Origin of the sequence: Nonomuraea jiangxiensis, assembly GCF_900099965.1 — a bacterium.
Classification (GTDB): domain Bacteria; phylum Actinomycetota; class Actinomycetes; order Streptosporangiales; family Streptosporangiaceae; genus Nonomuraea; species Nonomuraea jiangxiensis.
Genome location: NZ_FNDJ01000008.1, coordinates 25,385 through 43,393, shown reverse-complemented (window position 1 = coordinate 43,393; position 18,009 = coordinate 25,385). Strand labels below are relative to the sequence as shown.

The 18,009-nt window shown below is 68.3% G+C and carries 16 protein-coding genes; 4 read left to right on the top strand and 12 right to left on the bottom strand.

Going from position 1 to position 18,009, the window contains the following annotated elements; genetic code table 11:
• Window positions 1-378 precede the first annotated feature (378 nt).
• From BLS95_RS55740 to BLS95_RS18540, 3 genes are all read right to left on the bottom strand, one after another.
• Window positions 379-654 (bottom strand): hypothetical protein, encoded by a 276-nt coding sequence (locus BLS95_RS55740; protein ID WP_176993256.1) that lies wholly within the window; start codon window positions 652-654, stop codon window positions 379-381.
• Between the two features lie 384 nt (window positions 655-1,038).
• Window positions 1,039-1,308, bottom strand: coding sequence for a hypothetical protein (locus BLS95_RS57950; RefSeq protein ID WP_245765139.1), 270 nt, complete (start codon window positions 1,306-1,308; stop codon window positions 1,039-1,041).
• A gap of 1,118 nt (window positions 1,309-2,426) precedes the next feature.
• Window positions 2,427-3,425: an IS481 family transposase gene (locus BLS95_RS18540; RefSeq protein WP_090932862.1), complete on the bottom strand. Its 999-nt coding sequence runs from the start codon at window positions 3,423-3,425 to the stop codon at window positions 2,427-2,429.
• A 1,219-nt stretch (window positions 3,426-4,644) separates the two neighbouring features.
• Here BLS95_RS18540 and BLS95_RS54255 point away from each other — a divergent pair.
• Window positions 4,645-4,995: a hypothetical protein gene (locus BLS95_RS54255; protein ID WP_143043774.1), complete on the top strand. Its 351-nt coding sequence runs from the start codon at window positions 4,645-4,647 to the stop codon at window positions 4,993-4,995.
• Window positions 4,996-5,228: 233 nt separating this feature from the next.
• On the opposite strand, the gene BLS95_RS18530 is transcribed toward BLS95_RS54255, so the two are convergent.
• The 5 genes from BLS95_RS18530 to BLS95_RS18510 form a co-directional block, all read right to left on the bottom strand.
• Entirely contained in the window at window positions 5,229-5,717 is a 489-nt protein-coding gene (locus BLS95_RS18530; RefSeq protein ID WP_090932858.1) for a VOC family protein, read from the bottom strand.
• Between the two features lie 70 nt (window positions 5,718-5,787).
• On the bottom strand, window positions 5,788-6,741 hold the full coding sequence (locus tag BLS95_RS18525) for a helix-turn-helix transcriptional regulator (protein WP_090932856.1): 954 nt from the start codon (window positions 6,739-6,741) through the stop codon (window positions 5,788-5,790).
• 547 nt (window positions 6,742-7,288) lie between these two features.
• Window positions 7,289-7,513 carry a hypothetical protein gene (locus BLS95_RS18520; RefSeq protein WP_090932854.1) on the bottom strand — a complete coding sequence of 75 codons (225 nt, stop codon included), beginning with the start codon at window positions 7,511-7,513 and terminating at the stop codon, window positions 7,289-7,291.
• 313 nt (window positions 7,514-7,826) lie between these two features.
• Complete coding sequence (locus BLS95_RS59040) at window positions 7,827-8,426, bottom strand: STM3941 family protein (protein ID WP_281250016.1); 600 nt, start codon at window positions 8,424-8,426, stop codon at window positions 7,827-7,829.
• Between the two features lie 206 nt (window positions 8,427-8,632).
• Window positions 8,633-9,226 (bottom strand): TIGR03086 family metal-binding protein, encoded by a 594-nt coding sequence (locus tag BLS95_RS18510; protein WP_090932850.1) that lies wholly within the window; start codon window positions 9,224-9,226, stop codon window positions 8,633-8,635.
• A 128-nt stretch (window positions 9,227-9,354) separates the two neighbouring features.
• Here BLS95_RS18510 and BLS95_RS56870 point away from each other — a divergent pair, with 128 nt between their 5' ends.
• The gene (locus tag BLS95_RS56870) at window positions 9,355-9,618 is read left to right on the top strand and encodes a S1C family serine protease (RefSeq protein ID WP_218135837.1); all 264 of its coding nucleotides are present in this window, start codon (window positions 9,355-9,357) and stop codon (window positions 9,616-9,618) included.
• Between the two features lie 136 nt (window positions 9,619-9,754).
• On the opposite strand, the gene BLS95_RS18500 is transcribed toward BLS95_RS56870, so the two are convergent.
• Window positions 9,755-10,744 carry a helix-turn-helix transcriptional regulator gene (locus BLS95_RS18500; protein WP_090932846.1) on the bottom strand — a complete coding sequence of 330 codons (990 nt, stop codon included), beginning with the start codon at window positions 10,742-10,744 and terminating at the stop codon, window positions 9,755-9,757.
• Between the two features lie 92 nt (window positions 10,745-10,836).
• Here BLS95_RS18500 and BLS95_RS18495 point away from each other — a divergent pair, with 92 nt between their 5' ends.
• Together BLS95_RS18495 and BLS95_RS18490 are read left to right on the top strand one after the other, a co-directional pair.
• Window positions 10,837-11,235, top strand: a complete 399-nt coding sequence (locus BLS95_RS18495) for a VOC family protein (protein ID WP_090932844.1) — start codon at window positions 10,837-10,839, stop codon at window positions 11,233-11,235.
• A gap of 147 nt (window positions 11,236-11,382) precedes the next feature.
• Window positions 11,383-11,568, top strand: coding sequence for a hypothetical protein (locus BLS95_RS18490; RefSeq protein WP_090932842.1), 186 nt, complete (start codon window positions 11,383-11,385; stop codon window positions 11,566-11,568).
• A 105-nt stretch (window positions 11,569-11,673) separates the two neighbouring features.
• Here the strand turns inward: BLS95_RS18490 and BLS95_RS18485 are convergent, their stop codons facing one another.
• The 3 genes from BLS95_RS18485 to BLS95_RS18475 form a co-directional block, all read right to left on the bottom strand.
• Entirely contained in the window at window positions 11,674-11,988 is a 315-nt protein-coding gene (locus BLS95_RS18485; RefSeq protein ID WP_090932840.1) for a hypothetical protein, read from the bottom strand.
• A gap of 272 nt (window positions 11,989-12,260) precedes the next feature.
• Window positions 12,261-13,895, bottom strand: coding sequence for an OmpL47-type beta-barrel domain-containing protein (locus BLS95_RS18480; RefSeq protein WP_090932838.1), 1,635 nt, complete (start codon window positions 13,893-13,895; stop codon window positions 12,261-12,263).
• Between the two features lie 83 nt (window positions 13,896-13,978).
• Window positions 13,979-17,935: a ThuA domain-containing protein gene (locus tag BLS95_RS18475; RefSeq protein WP_218135836.1), complete on the bottom strand. Its 3,957-nt coding sequence runs from the start codon at window positions 17,933-17,935 to the stop codon at window positions 13,979-13,981.
• Window positions 17,936-18,009 lie beyond the last annotated feature (74 nt).

Here is an 18,009-nt window from a genome sequence, read left to right as displayed (position 1 = left end):
TTCTCCCGTACGCCCTGGTAAAGGCCGGGCACATAACCAAGGGAACGTTCCTGGCCGGGGTGCAGAACCAGTCGAAGATGGCCGGCACCATGGGCGGCTCGCGCGCGTGGGCGGGTTTCCTGGGCGAGCCGACATCACAGGGTCCCGTCTCGGAGGACGCCCTTGACACCCTGCGAGTCTCACCGGGCGACATCATCGTCATCTACGAATATACCGGCGAGGAAGGGATCCACACGGTGATCGCATCGGGTGGCACCTCCAAGGGGAGCCCGCTGGTCTACTCGCTGGCATCAAAGCCTGAATTGCATCCCATCGAGATTTCCCTCGCGAAGATCGTCGGCATTTTTGCGGGCGATGACCTGCTGAGTGTGAGGGCGTTCACCGTGAAATCAAGTCTCCTGGGTGGACCTGCGGAACCGGGGGAGAGGGCCCCATTCCAGGGAGGAGGGGGAGCCCACCGGGGCGCACGAGCAGAATGTCGCGCTCCAGCTCCAGCACCCGGATCCCGGCCTTGACCTGCATGTTCTCCTCTTCCAGCACGTCGTCGTACGATAGCGTCCCGCTCGCGGGCTTCTTGGCCGGGCCCGCCTGCTTCGCCCCGGCGGTGCCGTTCGCGCGGGCCCGTTTCACCCAGGTGCAGGCGGCGGCCGCCACTCACCAGTTGTCCGGCCACGGCCAACAGCCGCAGGCGTTTGGGACCGTAAACGGGGGGCTTGCCTCTGGCTGAGCAGCGCAACGACCTGAACCGAAACGTTCCTGCCTCGCCGACGTACTCCTCGCGGCGCCACCGCAACCACGCTGACGATCGACACAGAACCCGAGGGCCTGCACGCTGCGTCCTCAGCGCACTGCAGGACTGGCGAGCAATGAGCATGCCCGCCTCGATGCCCGTTGGCCCCTCTACCAGAGGCAGACGAGACAAGTAGGCCACCAGCGTTGATCCGGCCCGGCCGGATGGCGTGGCCCACTTCAGAACGTACGTGCCTGCACGCACTCCCGCACCGGAGAGCCCGTGTGGCCCTGGTCGGCCTGGAGGAGTCACCCGACCTGGGCCGCCCGCTGGGAATCGGTGTGCAGGATGAGGCCGCCGCCGGTGGCGGGCCGGAACCCCAGCCCCGCAAGGGCGGCATCGTCGATCTCGGTCACCACGCGCAGAACGCCGGCTTCGCCCGCCATGATGACCAGGAGACGCACCAGCGCATGGCGTACCTCTGGTGGAATGCCGGGCAGGACGTGCACCAGTTCGAGACGGACAGTGGTGCGCTGCTCGTCCTCCCAGGACGTGGCCACCTGACCGACGAAGCCCATGTCGTCGCCATCGCCCTTCTCGGCGTAGACCTGCAGCCAGTAGGCGAGCCTGCCCCTGGCGAGCAGTTCCCTGGGACGATCACGTCCAGCCCCGCGACGACCAGCGGGAAATCGGCCTCGGTCGCATGCGGAGGAACCGCCTTGATGAAGTAGCCGGCGGGGATGATGTCCGGGGCGTCGCGAGGGTCCAGCAGAACGTACCCGTTGCGGACACTCCGCCGGGCGCGACGGACCAGCCCGGTCCAGAGCTCCTCGTTGAGCCAGTCCCCGATATCCGCGGCCCATTCCAACGCCGAGCGCACCGACAGGCCGGTCCACCGGCTCCGTGGCTCCGTCGGATACTCGAGCGCGACGGCGTACAGGTTCGGGTCCCGTCACCAGCGGAAGATCACCAACATGCCGTCGACTCCGGCCTGACCTCGACGAAAGAGTAGCCTTCCGGCACGCTGCTCTTACCTGACAGGCACGTCCTGACCGCTGCAAGGACCTCCTGCCGGGACCGATCTCCACGTGTCCAGGCTCCCACAGGTCCGCACCCGCCCCGGTCGCGGCCGACCCCCCGCCCGCTCCCGAATCCTCTCCGTGGTGCCACCCGGCCCGGCGGCGGACGATCAAGGACTCAAGATCGCCGTACGCCGACCAGGCGCCGCGCCAGCTTGCGCAGCGGGAACCCCACGACGGCGCACAGCGGCCTCCTCACCGCCGCCCGCGACGATCTCGACGGGCGCAGCTGGGTACAGCTCGTCCATGCCGAACGGCTCGCCGCCTGGACGTGCTCCGCTGGGTAAGCCCGGTCCCGCCTGACCCGCCAGCTCGCTTCCGTCCTCGCCCTGTCTGGCCGTCATCCCGGACGGCGCCGAGAAGATCCTCGTGCCCTTTCAATGGCTGCTGGGCATAGCTCAGAGCAGGGTATCCCGCTCACCGTCAATCACACCCTGGCCCGGTCGGCGCTCACCGAAGGATGGCGGCGGTTCGGTTGGTCGTCCGCCCCCCACAGGACTGCGTCAGGAACGCGACAGCTACGAGGCCCCGTTCCTGCGAAGTGCTGAAGGATCAAGCCGGTCTGTCATGAGATTGGTGAGCGGACGTTCGAGCGGCACCGAACGGGAGCGGGAACGCTAGCTGTTCTGTCCCGTGAGGTTGGGTACGCGGCTGGCGGGTGGCAGGCCGTTCAGTGCGGTGTGGCCGCGGTGGTGATTGTAGGTGTGTAGCCAGGCTGGCAGGGCGGCTCGGCGGTCGGTTTCGGAGTGGTAGGGCTGGGCGTAGGCCCATTCATCGAGCAGGGTGCGGTTGTAGCGTTCGGCTTTGCCGTTGGTCTGCGGCCGGTAGGGGCGGGTGCGTTTGTGGGTGATGCCGGCTGCGTGCAAGGTGTCGCGCCACAGGTGAGAGCGATAGCAGGAGCCGTTGTCGGTGAGTACCCGGCGCACTGTGATGCCGCAGCTGGTGAAGTAGGCCTGGGCGCGTTGCCAGAAGGCGGCGGCGCTTTCCTTGGTTTCGTCGGGCAGGATCTCGGTGTAGGCCAGGCGGGAGTGGTCGTCGATGGCGTTGTGCAGGTAGCCGTAGCCGAGGTTGGGCCGGCCGTGATGGTGACGCGGCCGGTCCGGGTCGCGGTGGGCGGAGCTGTTTCGCCCGCCTGCCGCCCGGCCATGCACGCGGTGGCCACCGCCGTCGGGGATATTGCCCAGCTTCTTGATGTCGACGTGGACCAGGTCGCCGGGCGCGGCGTGCTCGTAGCGGCGGATGGTGCGGCCGGTGGCCCGGTCCAGGTGGGCCAGGCGGACGAGCCGGTAGCGGGTCAGCACGCGGTGGACGGTCGAGGGGTGCAGGCCGAGTAGGTAGGCGATGCGGGCCGGTCCCCACCTGCGCAGGAGCCGGACTTTGATGATGCGCCGTTTGGTCCGGGTCGAGGTGCGGCGCGGGCTGTGGTGCGGTCGGTTGGAGCGGTCACTCATGCCGGCGGCGCCGCATTCGCGGTAGCGCTGCGCCCAGCGGTGGGCTGTGGTCACGGCAACTTGGAAGCGTTCGGCGGCGCGGCGCAGCGGCCAGCCGTCCTCGACGACACAGCGGGCCAGGCGCAGGCGTCCGAGTTCGGTCAGCGGCGCGTTACGGTGGGGCATGAGGGCCTTTCTGGTTGGCGTGTAGATGTCGCAATCCACACCAAACCGAAGGCCCTCACCCATTCACAAGATCATCGACCCCGTGTCGTCCTCGTACCTAACCTCTGTGGGCAGTACAGCTAGCCGACCGGGGTCGAGGAAGATCGCCGGCGGAGATTTCACTACCTGACACTGCCAACCAAACCCCGGACGAGATGGAACAGCGCCTGGCCACCTAGGCTGCGCTTCCTCGTCGAACCCGGCAGCGAGGTGCACTGCATCGTCCACAACTCATCCTTGACCACGGATCCTCGATCAGGCCTCACAGCATGGTGACGCGGCGATCAGGAGAACTCTCCTCCGGGGCGGTGCGCGAATCCGAGCCGAGTCGCGCCGCTCTTAAAGCTCATCGCACGAATCCGAGCGGAGGACCGAGCAGGAGATCGGAGCGGCCAAGTAAGCGCTTGCAGGCAACCTGGTGCTGGCCGGCGCACGGGACCGAGTCCGGCGAGATCGGGCCGAACGTGAGCAACGTGGCTCAGGGCCATCCACACGGCTGCGACGGCCGCACCCGCGATCGCCATACCAGCGGCCAGTCCCGCCCCACGGCCCTGCAGCGCCGCCGACGTCGGCTCCCACGCCGACGCTGGCTCTTCGGGCCGATGCTGGCACTGCCGCGGCCCATGGTGCTGTATTCGCTTACGCGCCTGTCCGCGCGCGCAGGAACGCCGTCCAGGCGGAACAAGGACTTCCTTGGGCCGCGCCGGAGGCCCAGTCCAGCGGGAGCCCCAGGCTGTTTCCGCCAGCCACGTCCCGGCAGACTCAAGCAGGCCAAGGCCAGGCTTATTCTCCATCAAATAGCAGCCCAAGGTCAGTCCGAAGAGCCGAACGTAGCCGGTTCTTGCAGATCCATACGTTGTGAATCGCAACTGTAAGCTCGTCGCCAGGCTCGGCTTTCATGGCAGCCCTGACCTCCTGTCGCAGGCGCAGCAACGCTTCGTGTCCCTCAGGTGAGAGCAGCAGTCCAAGCTCCCCAGCGTGTAGTTCATCGACCGCTGCGACTGCTGTTCGAAGGTGAGCTTTGACGTCAGGGGCGTTTGCCATCTTCGATTGTCGAAATGCCCCGGTAGCGGCGAAGAGCGCAGGATAAACCGCAACACGTCGGTCGTAAAGCCGATTCGTCATGGCCCGTCGGAACTCAGTTTGTTGGCGTTCACGGTCCCGCCGGAGTGTCGCACGCGTGGTCGAGATGCTTACTGTCACAGTCGCGACCGCCACAACTAACGAGACGGCACCGGCAATCAGGGCTGTTAATAGCTCGCTGGGCACTACCACAGCGTACGTACCGGGCCGGGTACTGAACCCTGTGGCAGGCCGCCGGAAGGACTGGCCGATCGATGCCATCATGTGGACCACGAGCACCGACATCGACCTCATGCACATCATCTCGGCGGACGCCGTGGAGCTCGCGGACATCCTTGGAGAAGATCCCCGCTTGACCGACCTGGTCGAGCCGCTGCATGACCGCCTGGCTCGGCATTTTCCGGAGGGCTTGCGTGGCCTGATCAGAGCCTGTCGGGAAACCTTCTAATCCCGACACCCTCCGAAATGGTGCGACCCTACCCGGTTGCTGGGACCCGCTGAGGAGTGGAGGTGGGGCCTGCCTTGCCACTGCGCTGGACGGGCCAGTGTGCGGATTCCCTTGGCCCGGCTGCAGCGGCCGCTGTGCCACTTCCTCCCGAGCGGGATCGACAGCGCTGGAAGAGATAGCCAGGTGAAGTTTGTGGACCACGGCGGTGCGACCTACCTCCAGGTCGCTCGAGGTCAGCTTCGGGGGAAGATCTCGGTCTCGGGGCGCTGCATGTACTCCATCGCCGCGGTGAACTCCGGGTCGCCGAAGCGTCGCTTCATCTCTTCGGGCGTCACGTCCTCGATGTGGGTCTGGATCCACCACACGTTGCCGAACGGGTCGCGCACCCGCCCGACCAGGTCGCCGAAAGCCAGGTGGGTGACCTCCGAGATGGAGACGCCACCCGCCTCGACCGCCTGGCGGTGCACGGCGCGGGCGTCCTCGACGTACAGCCGGAGGAACGCGGGCGTCGCGGGCCAACTCGGGTCGCCGTCGAACAGCATCACGATCGCGTCGCCGATGCGGACCTCTGCGTGCCCGATCAGCCCGCGGGTATCGATCACTCGGCCCAGTTCCTCGGCGCCGAACGCCTTGCGGATGTAGTCGATGACCGCGGCCGTGTCGCGGGAGATGATCCATGGCGTGACGGTCGTGTAACCCTCGGGGATCGCCTTGACAGACATATCGGGTGGCTCCTCTGCATGCGGGAATCTGTGCTGGAGACACTAACCCTCGTGTAGGTCAATGTCTGTCCTACACGGCGCGGAGCGTCCTGGCGGCCATCTCTCGCAGGTAGTCGACCAGCTCAGGCGGCTCGTGCACGTCGAACTCACAGCCGAGCATGACCAGCCGGAATGCCAGCCACTCCAGGGTGTCGCTCTGCCCGGACAGCCGACAGGTGCCGGCGTCGATCGGCTCCAGCTCGCCCGCAGCGTCGCCGAGGCGGGCCGCCACCCACTCGGCCGAAGCGTGCAGGGTGGCGACGGCGCGGTAGGTGGGGGCCGTCGAGTACAGCCTGGCGGTGACGAAGGCTGTGGCGTCCTCGGCCGGGGGCGTCCTCGGTGGCACCCGCACCCCCGTCGGGCGGGGCGCGCTCACGCGGTCTACGCGAAAGATCCGCCAGTCGTCCCTGTCGTTGTCGAAGGCCACCAAGTACCAGCGCCTGCCCACGGTGACCAGGCGGTAGGGCTCGACCAGCCGCCTGCTTGCGGTGCCGTCGCCCGCCTCATAGGTGAAGCGCAGCCGCTCGTGGCCGGCCGCAGCCCCGGCGATCACGGTGAGGATTTCCGGGTCGATGTCCGGGCCGGAGAAAGGAGAAGGAGCCTCGGTCGCGGCGTTCAGCGCGCCGACCCGGTGCCGCAGACGGGACGGCAACACCTGCTGGAGCTTGGCCATCGCGCGGATGGACGCCTGGTCGATGCCCGCGACGGGATGCCTGGCCACCGTACGCAGGCCGACGGCAATGGCTACGGCCTCCTCATCGTCGAGCAACAGCGGCGGCATGGCGGTGCCCGCCACCAGGCGATAGCCGCCCTCGCCGCCCATAGTCGCACGTACCGGGTAGCCGAGGTCGCGCAGCCGCTCGACGTCGCGGCGGATGGTGCGCGGGCTGACCTCCAGGCGTGCCGCGAGTTCGCTGCCCGGCCAGTCGCGCGGAGCCTGGAGCAAGGACAACAGGTTCAGCAGTCGTGCCGAGGTGCCGGACATGTCACCAAGGATGCCAGGAGGTCAGCGGGCTACGACCAGCGTGACGAACACAACGCGGCGCACCATGACCGCCGAGATCTCTTCGGCGCCGACGTCGAGCTCGCGCCCACCGGGGCCGGTCCGTGAGCGGGGCCGTTTCCGTACTTCCCGGACGGCGTGCGTGTGCGCGCATGAGCGGACCAACGAGGGGAGGTCCGGAGTCCGTGAGGTTCGGGAGACCTTCGCGCGGGCGTGCGAGGGCGGACCGGCGGAACGGGGGAGTTCTACGAGCGCCGTTCGGACAGGACCAGCGGACCGTGCGTTCGCGTGCTGCCACGAGCGACAGCCGACACGCACTCGGACCGACCGGCCAGGGCACACCTTCCGGTAGGTGCGCGGCTCCGCCCAGTCACCCGACCACCGGCTGGTCATCCTGAGCGATCGACAGCTGGAATCATCGGACGTAGCAGCGCGAGAGCCGGGTCGGCGGTGAGCCCCGCTACACCCCGCGTCCATGGTTACCCAGAGCTACTCCGGGGCTCATGGCGACGGACCCGAGTGGAGGGCACTACGGATGCAACGGCGGGAGAACACCCCACCCCCGCAAAAGCGCCACGACCACCGTCGCGGCAATGCCCACCACGAGCGCGGCGAGGCGCACACGCTGGTAAAGACGGACACGCTCGCGGACTTTGCGCTGTTCCCGCTCCCGGGCCCGCTGAATCCGCAGTTGAGCGATCTGGTGTCGGCTGGTCACTTTCAACCGGCTGCGATCTATCTCCTGCCGCGTCATAACTCAAGTCTGTCCCTTGAGGCCTTACCTGGGGCCGACGGTATGCCCAACGCAGACCGGAGAACCATCGGACCGACGGGCTATTGGGCGGTCATGGCCAGCGGGCGCTCCCGGCGCTGGCCGCGGGCGGGCGGCGGCCAGGCCCTCGCGGGTACCTTCCACGATGAGCTCACGGAAGGGACGCCAACTCGCGTAACGCCCGCTCAGATGTCAAGCGGGTACGGGGCCGCGCCGCCGCTGGGCGGCGTAGCGGTCGCACCAGGCGACTGATCACCAGCGGGCCGGCCCGACGCTACGGCCGCACTTCGGGGCACTACTGCCTCGGGCGCAGGCGATGGATCGCGAAGCGCAGATCCTCGACAGACGGCTGGAGACCGGACGCCGAAATGGTGGGCATTCCATTGAGTCGCGAACCCAGCTTCGCGCTTGGCAGGAGAAAGTGCTCCTTGTCGGCCGGCGACATATCGAGCGTCAGGTAGCTGACGTTCGACTGCCGCATGACACTCACGCCCCGGATGTGCTGCCAGGGAATCGGTTCGCGCGAAAGCCGCGTGTCGTGAATTCCCTTGTCGTCGATCCGGATGACGACCTGCTTCCCGCGCAGCAGCCTGCGTGCCCACACGACCAGAGCCAGTAGGAAGAACAGCGCGGCCACCCACCCGATGATCCTCGCCACCAGGGGGTCGTAGCCTTTGACCTCGATGATTCCCAGGCCTAGGGCGCCCCCGAAGACCGCAAACAAAGGCTGCCCAGCGCCAGCCAGATGGTTTGGGATAACGACTGACGCCCCTCGAAGATTTCCCCCATGCAATTGACACTGAACCTTCCCCGGCGCTAAGGCAAGAAGCGCGCCGCTCTCAGGCCGGATACGGGGTGGCGTCGCGAAGGCCCCGTGAGTGTCGATAAGCGCCACGCCAGGGCCAACAGGAGTGTGCGCGCGAGTTCCCAGGTTCGGATTGCTCCGGCGTACCCCGTTGCTGACCAGCACGCTCGATGGGACAGGGGTCGTTCCTTGGAAGAACGTTGTGTTGCCTGGAGGCAATGCCCGGCCACCACGACGCACGCCATGCCGCTGTGCGGAGGCCGCGGTGACTCGGTCGTGGCACCCCTTGTGGCCCGTCAGGGGCGGCGGCCGGTGAAGCAGAGGAACGCCGTCTGCGGGTCGGCGTCGGCCGGCGCCGCGATCTTCGGCCGGAAGGCGTCGGTCGCCTGGAGACCGTCGTAGTGGTGGCGCAGGGCGTTATGAGTGCGTACGACGGCCTCCAGGTCCAGGATCTCGTCGCCGCCGACGGCGCGGGCCAGATCCCAGGTGTGTACGAGCAACTCCAGCGCGCCCACCACGTCGGCCGCCCGCTCCACGGGCACGGGGCCGATCGGGCTGAACGGCAGCGGGGTGGCGGCCAGGCCGGGATCGGTGAGCAGAGTTCGCATACCTGCTCTGGCTTCGGCGTACGCGGCAACGAGGTCGGCGCCTGGCTCGACCTTCGGGGCGTCGTCCATGCCGGACACACCCACCCTGTGCGAGGGCTGTGGCGGGGTTCCGCGCACCGCCGCGATGATGCCGCGGTGCCCGTTGATGACGTGGGCGACGACGTCCCGGGCCGTCCAACCCTCGCAGGGGCTGACGCGATCCCAGCGGTCGGCGGGCGTGGCCTCGATCCGGGCCTGGAAGGCGCCCGCGAGCCGGTCGAACCGCTCGGCGATTTCAGACATAGGTGGTCCAATCTTGGCTGTCGCTAGGGTGGGGGCGGCATGGCGCCGCTTCGGGGACCACTATATATAGGAAAATTCCTACATGTCAGGTTGATCTGAAGCGCCGGATCCTGACGGCGCACCACGTCGTGAAAGGTACCGAGGACATCACCGTGACGTTCGCCGACGGCACCACGTCGAAGGCCGTCGTCGTGTCGGGCCTGGACCGGATGGCCGAGGACGGTGACCTGAGCGGGCTCATCCAGTTCGACGCCTCCGTTAACCCGGGCAGCTCCGGCGGTCCCTCTTCGCGTCACCCGATGCCGCCGCTGCGGCGGCCGCGTTCGAGGCCGAGGTCCCGGGGCATCGCCACGCCGTGGTGGCGGATCGTACCGTCGCAGTACGCGCGGTGAAGGCGCGCGCCAACGCATACGCGTGGTCGATGTCGCGGCTCTGTGCCGGAGCTTCGAGCCGGTGGAAGCCGCAAAGACATGTCCCCGCCTCGTGCGCGCAGCCGTCCACCCCTGAGGCTACGTTGGTTCCTCGCTGTCAGGCTTGGCGGGCGTAGGACGCGAGGCGATCGGCGAGCGCGATGACGATGTCGCGCAGTTCATCGGGGCGCTCGATGACGAACGGCCGGTCGAGTGAGGCGAGTACCGGAGGCAACCAGTCGAGCCGTTGCGCTCGTAGCTCGACGCGCAGCCAGCGCTCGGCCGCCTGGTCCTGGCCTGCCGCGGGCTCGTGCTCCTCCAGGCTCGCGATGCTGGCGGGAAGGCGTGCGCGGATCTGCTCAACTGTCCCGTGGATCCGCAAGGTCACCTCATGCTGGTACGCGGCCGTGGCGAACCCTGACAACACGCGCTGCGCCGGACCGGGACCCACGGGCGCTTCGAAAGAGCCGGGCAGGGTCCTCGCGTCCGCGATGCGATCGAGCCGGAAGGTTCGGTCCTCGCCGATCTGGGCGTCCTCGCCCGTGACGTACCACCGGCCCGAATGGGCGACGATCCCGTACGCGTGCAGCGTGCGTTCGCTGTGCCGTCCGTCGCGGTCGGTGTAGCGGATCGAGACCGGTCGGCGGTGGCGCACCGCATCGGCGATGGCGAGCAGGACCCCAGCGTCTGGAGTGTCGAACTCGCCGGGCTGATCCGTGAAGGCGAGAGCCTCCAGGAGTGTGTCGAGCCGACGGGCGATGTGCTTGGGCAGCACCCGCCGGATCTTCGCCGACGCGGTCTCGTTCGCCGTGCGCTCCGCCGTCGTCAACCCGGCTCGGCGGCCGGCGACCAGGCCGAGCAGCACGGCCAGCGCCTCGTCGTCGCTGAGCATGAGGGGAGGCAAGCGGTATCCGGGGGCGAGCCGGTATCCGCCGTAGCGGCCGCGTACCGATTCCACGGGCACGTCCAGGTCGATCAGCTGGTCCACATATCGCCGCACGGTGCGCCTTTCGACGCCGAGCCGGTCGGCGAGTTCGGCCATAGTCCGGGTACCGCCCGACTGCAGCAGCTCCAGGAGTGTCAGTACGCGGCCAGTGGGTCGAGACATGTGCACAACTTAACGCGAATACAAGACCGATTCTGTCCACTATTTCTCCTAGCCTGCGATGTGCACGCCTCCAGCAGAGCCAAGGAGATCCCATGGACTTCGTCTCCATCCGCATCATCACCAGCGACGTAGCGCGCCTCGTCGAGTTCTACGAGCGAGCCACAGGGGCGCGGGCGACGTGGGCCACCGAAGACTTCGCCGAACTCAAGACCGCGGGCGCAACCCTCGCGATCGCCGGCACCCGCACCGTCCCGCTGTTCGCCCCGGGCTCTGCCCGTCCGGCGGACAACCACAGCGTGATCACCGAGTTCCTCGTCGACGACGTGGACCGCGTTCACCAGAACCTGACGGGCTTCGTCACCGACTTCGTCACCGAGCCCACCACGATGCCCTGGGGCAACCGGTCGCTGCTGTTCCGCGACCCCGACGGTAACCTCGTCAACTTCTTCACCCCCGTCACCCCGGCGGCCATCGAGAAGTTCGCACGTTGACGCCACGCACAGCCGCTCGCGCGGGAGCCCTGAGATCCCACGGCCTTCTACCTGCCGCGCCGCGGCATGGCTGGTCATGAGCCTGTCCATTGCCTGGACCACCGGCTACGGCCTGCTCATCCCGCAGGCCTACAAAAGGGGCTGTCCGTGGTCACCGACCTGGTCATCATGGGCGTGGCCCCGGTCGCGGTCGGCCATGCCCTGCGCCTGCACGGCGAGCGGGCCGCGCAACTGGAAGAGATCGAGGACCTGAAGCTCAGGCTGCACACTCGGGTGCGCGCCGTCATCCATGCCTACGAGCACGGGCCGGCCCCGCGCGACTCAGAGATCTGACCCTCAACGAAGGGCTTCTGGCATCCGCCGAGACGCCCCCTCAATCGGCACTGGCCTGCAGGACGGACAGGTGCTGATCGGCCTGACCGCGCCGTGCTGCGATGCTCACTTGAAGCAATCCGGGTAGCGCTTCGCCAGTTCGTCCAATGCCCGCCTGATCTCGAAGAGCGCAACCCAATTATCGGAATGGACGCCGCTCCTCAATTGCTCCACAAGAACATCGTGAAGGTTGCCCAAAAGGGCGCACTTTCGACCCGCGTTGATCTGGTCCACCCAAAGGCAATTCAGATCGAGGGCGACTTGACACACCTGCTGGTCAATCGGATCCGAGGACCGCTCGAGGAGATCGTTTATGACGTACTCAAAGGTCATGCTTCGCATAGAGATGTCGCCAACCTCGAAGGCGAACATCGCAGACATTGCTTACTCCCGGCCTATTGAGGATCCTGACCCATCAATAATGATGAGGCGCGCCTGCGTCATAGCATCGAGAGTCCTGTAGTAGCTCATGACCTTACCGGGTCGCCGCCCTGGGGAGCCTCGCCGACGAGATCGCCGAGTTGCGCCTGGCCGAGGTGCTCCTCGTGCACGCGGCCTGACGCGTGAGCGGCCCCCGTCCTTGGACGGAGGCCGCTCACCGGCTGACGAGCTCGCCTCTCGGGGTGGCCGTCACCCCTGCCCGGCGGCGGGCGCTACGCGCCGGCGGCTTCCACGATCATGAACTTGGCCGTGCCCACCGACATGTTCCCGGCCTTGTCCGTGGCCCGGTACGACAGGGTGTGCGCGCCGGGCTGGTTGACCGACAGCGGCTTCGTGTACGCCGCGAACGGCTGGCCGTCGAGCGAGTACTCCACGGTGTCCAGCCCGGAGCCGACGTCGCTCGCCGTCAGCTTCACCGTCGCCGAGCCGACGTAGTTCCAGGCCCAGTCCTGGGTGCCGGTGATCGCGGCCGACACCTGCGGCAGCGTGGTGTCGTCCTCCGGAGCCACCACGGTGAACCTCAGGGTCGCCACCGGCGAGGTGTTCCCGGCCTTGTCGGTGGCCCGGTACGACAGGGTGTGCGCGCCCGCCTGGGTGACCGACACGGGGGACGGGTACTCGGCGTAGGGCCCGCCGTCGAGCGAGTACTCCAGCGTGGCGACCCCCGACTCGGTGTCGCTCACCGAGAGCATCACGGTCGCCGAGCCGACGTAGTTGCCCGCCGAGTCCTGCTGGCCCGACAGCTGCGCCGAGACCTGCGGGGGAGTGGTGTCCTCCTCCTGCGAGGCCGCCACCGTGAACTCCACCGAGTCCACGGGCGAGGTGTTGCCCGCCTTGTCGGTGGCCCGGAAGGTCACCGTGTGCGCGCCGGGCTGGTTGACCGACAGCGGCTGCGTGTACGCCGCGAACGGCTGGCCGTCGAGCGAGTACTCCACGGTGTCGACCCCGGAGCCGGCGTCGCTCGCCGTGATCGTCACCGTCGCCGCGCCCACGTAGTCGCCGTCCGCGTCCTGGTCACCGGTCACCTTCCCGGTGACCTCGGGCGGAGTGGTGTCCTCCTCCTGCGGAGCCACCACCGTGAACTCCACCGAGCCCACCGGCGAGGTGTTGCCCGCCTTGTCGGTGGCCCGGTACGACAGGGTGTGCGCGCCCACCTGGTTGACCGACACCGGGGCCGAGTAGGCCGCGAACTCTCCGCCGTCGAGCGCGTACTCCACGGTGTCCACCCCGGACTCGGTGTCGCTCGCCGAGACCGTGACCGTCGCCGCGCCCACGTAGTTGCCGTCCGCGTCCTGGTCGCCCGCCACCTGCGCGGAGACCTGCGGTGCGGTCGTGTCCTCGCCCCCGCCTTCGGTGACGACGAGTTCGCCGGTCATCTGGCCGTGACCGGGGATCACGCAGTGGAAGCGGTACTTGCCGGGGGTGAGGTTCACCTGGGCGATGTGCCGGCCGCCGTTGGCGTCGAAGGGGCTGGCGATGATGTTGAGGCTGACGTCGTGGTTGTAGCCGGGGGTGGAGGTGTCGAACGTCAGCGTGTGCGTCATGCCGGTGGTGTTGCCGGTGGCCGCGCTGTTCTCGAAGACGATGGTGGCGGGACCCGCCGTCGCCGATTCCGGCACCGACTTGTAGGCGGTCATGCTGTCGTCGGCGGTCCAGGTGAGCACCTGTTCCGCCGCCTGCGCGGCGGTGAGCTGCGTACGGGGCTGCGCGGCGGCCTGGACCGACGACAGGAAGAGCGCGGGAAGCGCCACGGCGAGCAGCAGCACGGCGAGGCGCGGCGCCGTCACCGCTCCGGACGCCCGCCGTAAGGCTCTGATCACGAGAGAGGGGAGAGATCCGACATGCATGTGTCGATGCACCTTTCCGAGCTAGGGTGGAGTGCCGGGCACGGGGAACGCTCCCCGGCCCGGCACCCGGCCGGCGTACCGTCCTAGAGTTCGCGCACGCGGATGTTGCGGAAGTCGATCACGTCGTTGTTGCCGTGGTTCTGCAACCCGACGAACCCGCTGATGAACTGGCGCAGGTCCGTGGGCGGGTCACCGGCGCGCGACGACGCCTTGCCCGGCGTGTTGTCGAACTCGCTGATCACCGTGCCGTTGCGGATGATCGTGTAGTGCTGGCCGACCACCCGGACCTCGTAGTCGTTCCACTGGCCCTTCGGGGTCGCCCCTGCCCGGTTCAGGCCGTTGGGCGAGAAGTTGTAGACCGAGCCCGTCTTCTGCGGCTCGCCCGTGTCGCCGTCGTAGATCTGGATCTCGTGGCCACAGAAGATCGCGACCCACGCGGGTGACGTGCGCGCCGCGCCGACCGTGCCGCAGCTTCCGGCGGGACGCTGCTCCAGCGGGGTCCTCGGGTCCGGGAACCGGACGAAGACGCCGCTGTTGGCGCGAGTCGGGTCGGGCGAGCTGTCACGGAACTGCAGCCGGACCGAGAAGTCCGCGTACGCCTTGTCGGAGTACCACAGCATGCCCAGACCGCCGGAGCTGCGGATCGTGCCGTCCGGCTGGAGGGCGAACCGCCCGGACGGGGCCTGGCTCCAGCCCAGCAGCGACGACGCCGTGCCGTCGAAGATGGGCTGGTACCCGCTCACCCTCCCGACCTCCGACTTGGCGCCGGCGGTGCGCAGCGCCTCCGCCTCCTGGGCGGTGATGACGCCGTCCTTGAGGAGCTGCTTCACGACGGTGTCGAGGTGCTGGACGAACTGGTTGCGGTTCTTCCAGTCGCGCTCGTCGTCGATCAGGTCGTTGATCGTGCAGCCGCCGCCGGCCGCCTTGTTCCGCACGCCGGTGAAGGCGTCGAGCAGCTGCACCGTCGGCCGGGCGTCGGGCGCGGCGCAGCCGACCGTGACAGGGATCTTCCCGGTGGCCTGCTCGCCGTCGGCGTAGGTGACCTTCAGCGTCGCCTCGTAGGTGCCGAAGCCGGCGTAGGTGTGCGTCGGGGAGGCCTCCTTCGACGGCGCGCTGCCGTCGCCGAAGTCCCACTCCCACGCCACGCCGCCGGCCTTGGCGCTGGAGAACGTCATCGTCCTGGGCTCGGCGTTCTGCCGGGCGGGACGCGCCACGGCGGCGTCCGGGTTCGGCGTCGCCGGGCCGCCCTTGTAGGTGACGCGGACCAGCTTCTGGTTCGCGTGCAGGCTGAAGAAGCCGCTGCCGTAGTCGAGCATGTAGAGCGCGCCGTCGGGCCCGAACTTCGCGTCCATCCACGACTGGAGCTGGTTGGCGCCGCCGCCGCCCGGGATGATGTTCCGCAGGTCCTCGGCGAACGCCGGCCGGCCCGCGTCCCGGGCGGTCTCCGGGTTCACGGTCACGGCGATGCGGTTGTTGCCGTTGGACTGGTCACCGATGAACCACTTGTTGTCCCAGTACTCCGGCCACGCGACCCCGCTGTCGGTGTCGGTCTGGGAGCGGTGGTAGGTCGGGCCCGACATGACCGCCTGGCCGCCGCCCTTGAGGTAGGGCATGGTGAAGGTCTCCTCGCCCTGCTTGTACGTCGGGAGACCGCTGCCGTCCTGCCGCTTCGGGTAGACCGGGCCGCCGCCCTGCGGCGAGTACCAGATCATGTTGTCGCGCGCCGGCGGAATGTCGACGAGGCCGGTGTTGCGCGGCGAGGTGTTCTTCAGGTTGTCGCAGTCGTACCACTCGGCGGGCTGGGTGGCGTCGCTGTTGCTGCGGTCGCGGTAGGGCTGCTTGTTGCCCATGCAGTACGGCCAGCCCTGGTTGCCGGCGGAGGTGAGAACCGTCACGGTCTCGTACTTCGCCGGTCCCCACGTCTCGCTCGGGCCGCCGGCGTCCGGACCGACCCAGCCGGCCGTGAGCCAGTCGTTCTCCTTGTCCCACTGCAGCCGCGCGATGTTGCGGACGCCCATCACCCAGATCTCCGCGCGGGTCTTGCCGCCGCCCTCTTCCTCGCCGGTGAACAGGTTGCCCTCGGGGATCGTGTAGGTGCCGTCGGGCTCCGGGTGGATGCGGAGGATCTTGCCGTTGAGGTCGTTGGTGTTGCCGGAGGTACGGCGGGCGTCCTGGAACGAGGTGCCCTTGTAGTCCTGGGTCCAGTTGTTCCCGGAGTAACCGCCGGATCCGCCGGAGGAGTTGCTGTCACCGGTGCCGATGTAGAGGTTGCCGTCCTCGTCGAAGGTCATGCCTCCGCCCGCGTGGCAGCAGCTGTGGATCTGGGTGTCCCACTGCAGGAGGTCCTTGCGGCTGCTCTGGTCGATCGTCTGGGTCCGCGAGTCGTAGTCGAACCGGGAGACCGTCCGCTTGCCGATGCGCCTGTCCCGGTCGATCGACGCGTGCGGCATCCAGTACGTGTAGATCCAGCCGTTCTCCGCGAAGTCCGGGTCGAGGGTGATGCCGACCAGGCCCTCCTCGTTCTTGACCAGCTCGTCGCCGCTGCCGCGGTTGCCCATGACGGGCAGCGTGGTCAGCAGTTTGACCTGCTTGGTCCTCGGGTCCCACTGGTGGATGGTGCCGCAGCCGAGGCCCACCTTCGGGTCGCTCCAGTCGCGGATCGGGCCGGTGGCGCAGGCCGCCTTGCCGATGTAGAACACCTTGCCGTTCGGTGCGATGGTCAGGCCGTGCGGTTCGCCGATCTGGTCGAGCTGGCCCTGCGTGTTCGGCGCGGTCAGCCGTTCCGTGGTGTAGTTGGCCGCGATGGTCGCCTGGCAGTCGCCCCGGACGATGCCGGTCGCCCACCGGATGGCGCCGGCGAGGTGCGTGCGGAACTGCTTGTCGCTGGTGTAGCTCGCCGCGGTGCCGCCCATGCCGGTGTAGAAGGACCGGCCGCCGTCGTAGTCACGGCACCAGGAGACCGGATGGAACGGGCCGTTGCCGTTCATGCTCGGGTTGTAGGTCCACTCCTCGACCTGCGCGATCGTGTGGACCTTGCCCACCGGATTGGGGTTCCAGCTCAGCCACTTGTCGGTCCGCGACAGGGTGAGCGGAAGTCCCTCGTTCGCCGGATGCCGGCGGTCGAGGATGTCCACGACGGCCTTCTGCTCCTTCGGCGCGGGGGGAGGCGCGGAGTCGGGCCCGAACAGCCGCAGCTCGGCGAGCTGGGTCAGGGGCTCACCGCTGTTCGCGGTGATGTTGAGCCGGTAGTACTGGTACGCCGTGGTGTTCTCGAACTTGTATTCCTTGGTCTGGAACCGCTGGGGGAAGGTCTCCCCGGTGCGCTTGTCGAGATCCGTCCAGGTGGTCCCGTTCTGCGAGCCCTGGAGGGTCCAGTCCTTCGGGTCCCGGCCGGCGGAGTCGTTGGCCGACGTCAGCGCGTAGTGCGCCACCGCGACGGGCTTGTCCAGCTTGCCCTGCACCCACGCGGTCGGCGTACGGGCCAGCCACTTGGTGTCGTTGTCCCCGTCGAAAGCCTTGTCCTTGGTCTCGTTCGGCGGGTTCTCCGCGCTCGCCGCGGCCTCGGTCACCTTCTCCGCGATGGGGAGGGCGCCGACGGGACGGGTGCCGATCAGTTCGGTGAACCAGGCCGAGTCCACCTGCGCGCGGGCGGCGTCACGGATGCCGACGAACCCGCCGCCGCCCCTGATGTACGCCTGGAAGGCGGCGAGCTGCGATTCGTCCAGGCTCACGCCGTTGGCGGACAGGAACACCACGCCGCGGAACCGCGCCAGGTTGTCGGCGGTGAAGACCGCCGGATCCTGGGCCTCCTCGACGGAGAACCCGTTCTTCTTGCTCAGCTCCCTGATCGCCGTCGCGGCCGCCCGCACCGGGTCGTCCTGCTGCGCGGCCTGACCGCTGAAGACCAGCACGTTGACGGCGGGCTTCTTGGCGGCCGGGGCGGGGGCCTGTGCCTGTAACTGGGCCTGTAACCGGGCCTCTGCCTGGGCCGGCACGGCGGCCGGGGCGGCCAGTCCGAGCACCAGGACGGCACTCGACATCGTCATCAGCACGCGTCGCCAGGCGGATGGCCGGGACGGTAAATTGCCTGTTCGACCCATCATTGCTCCTTGGG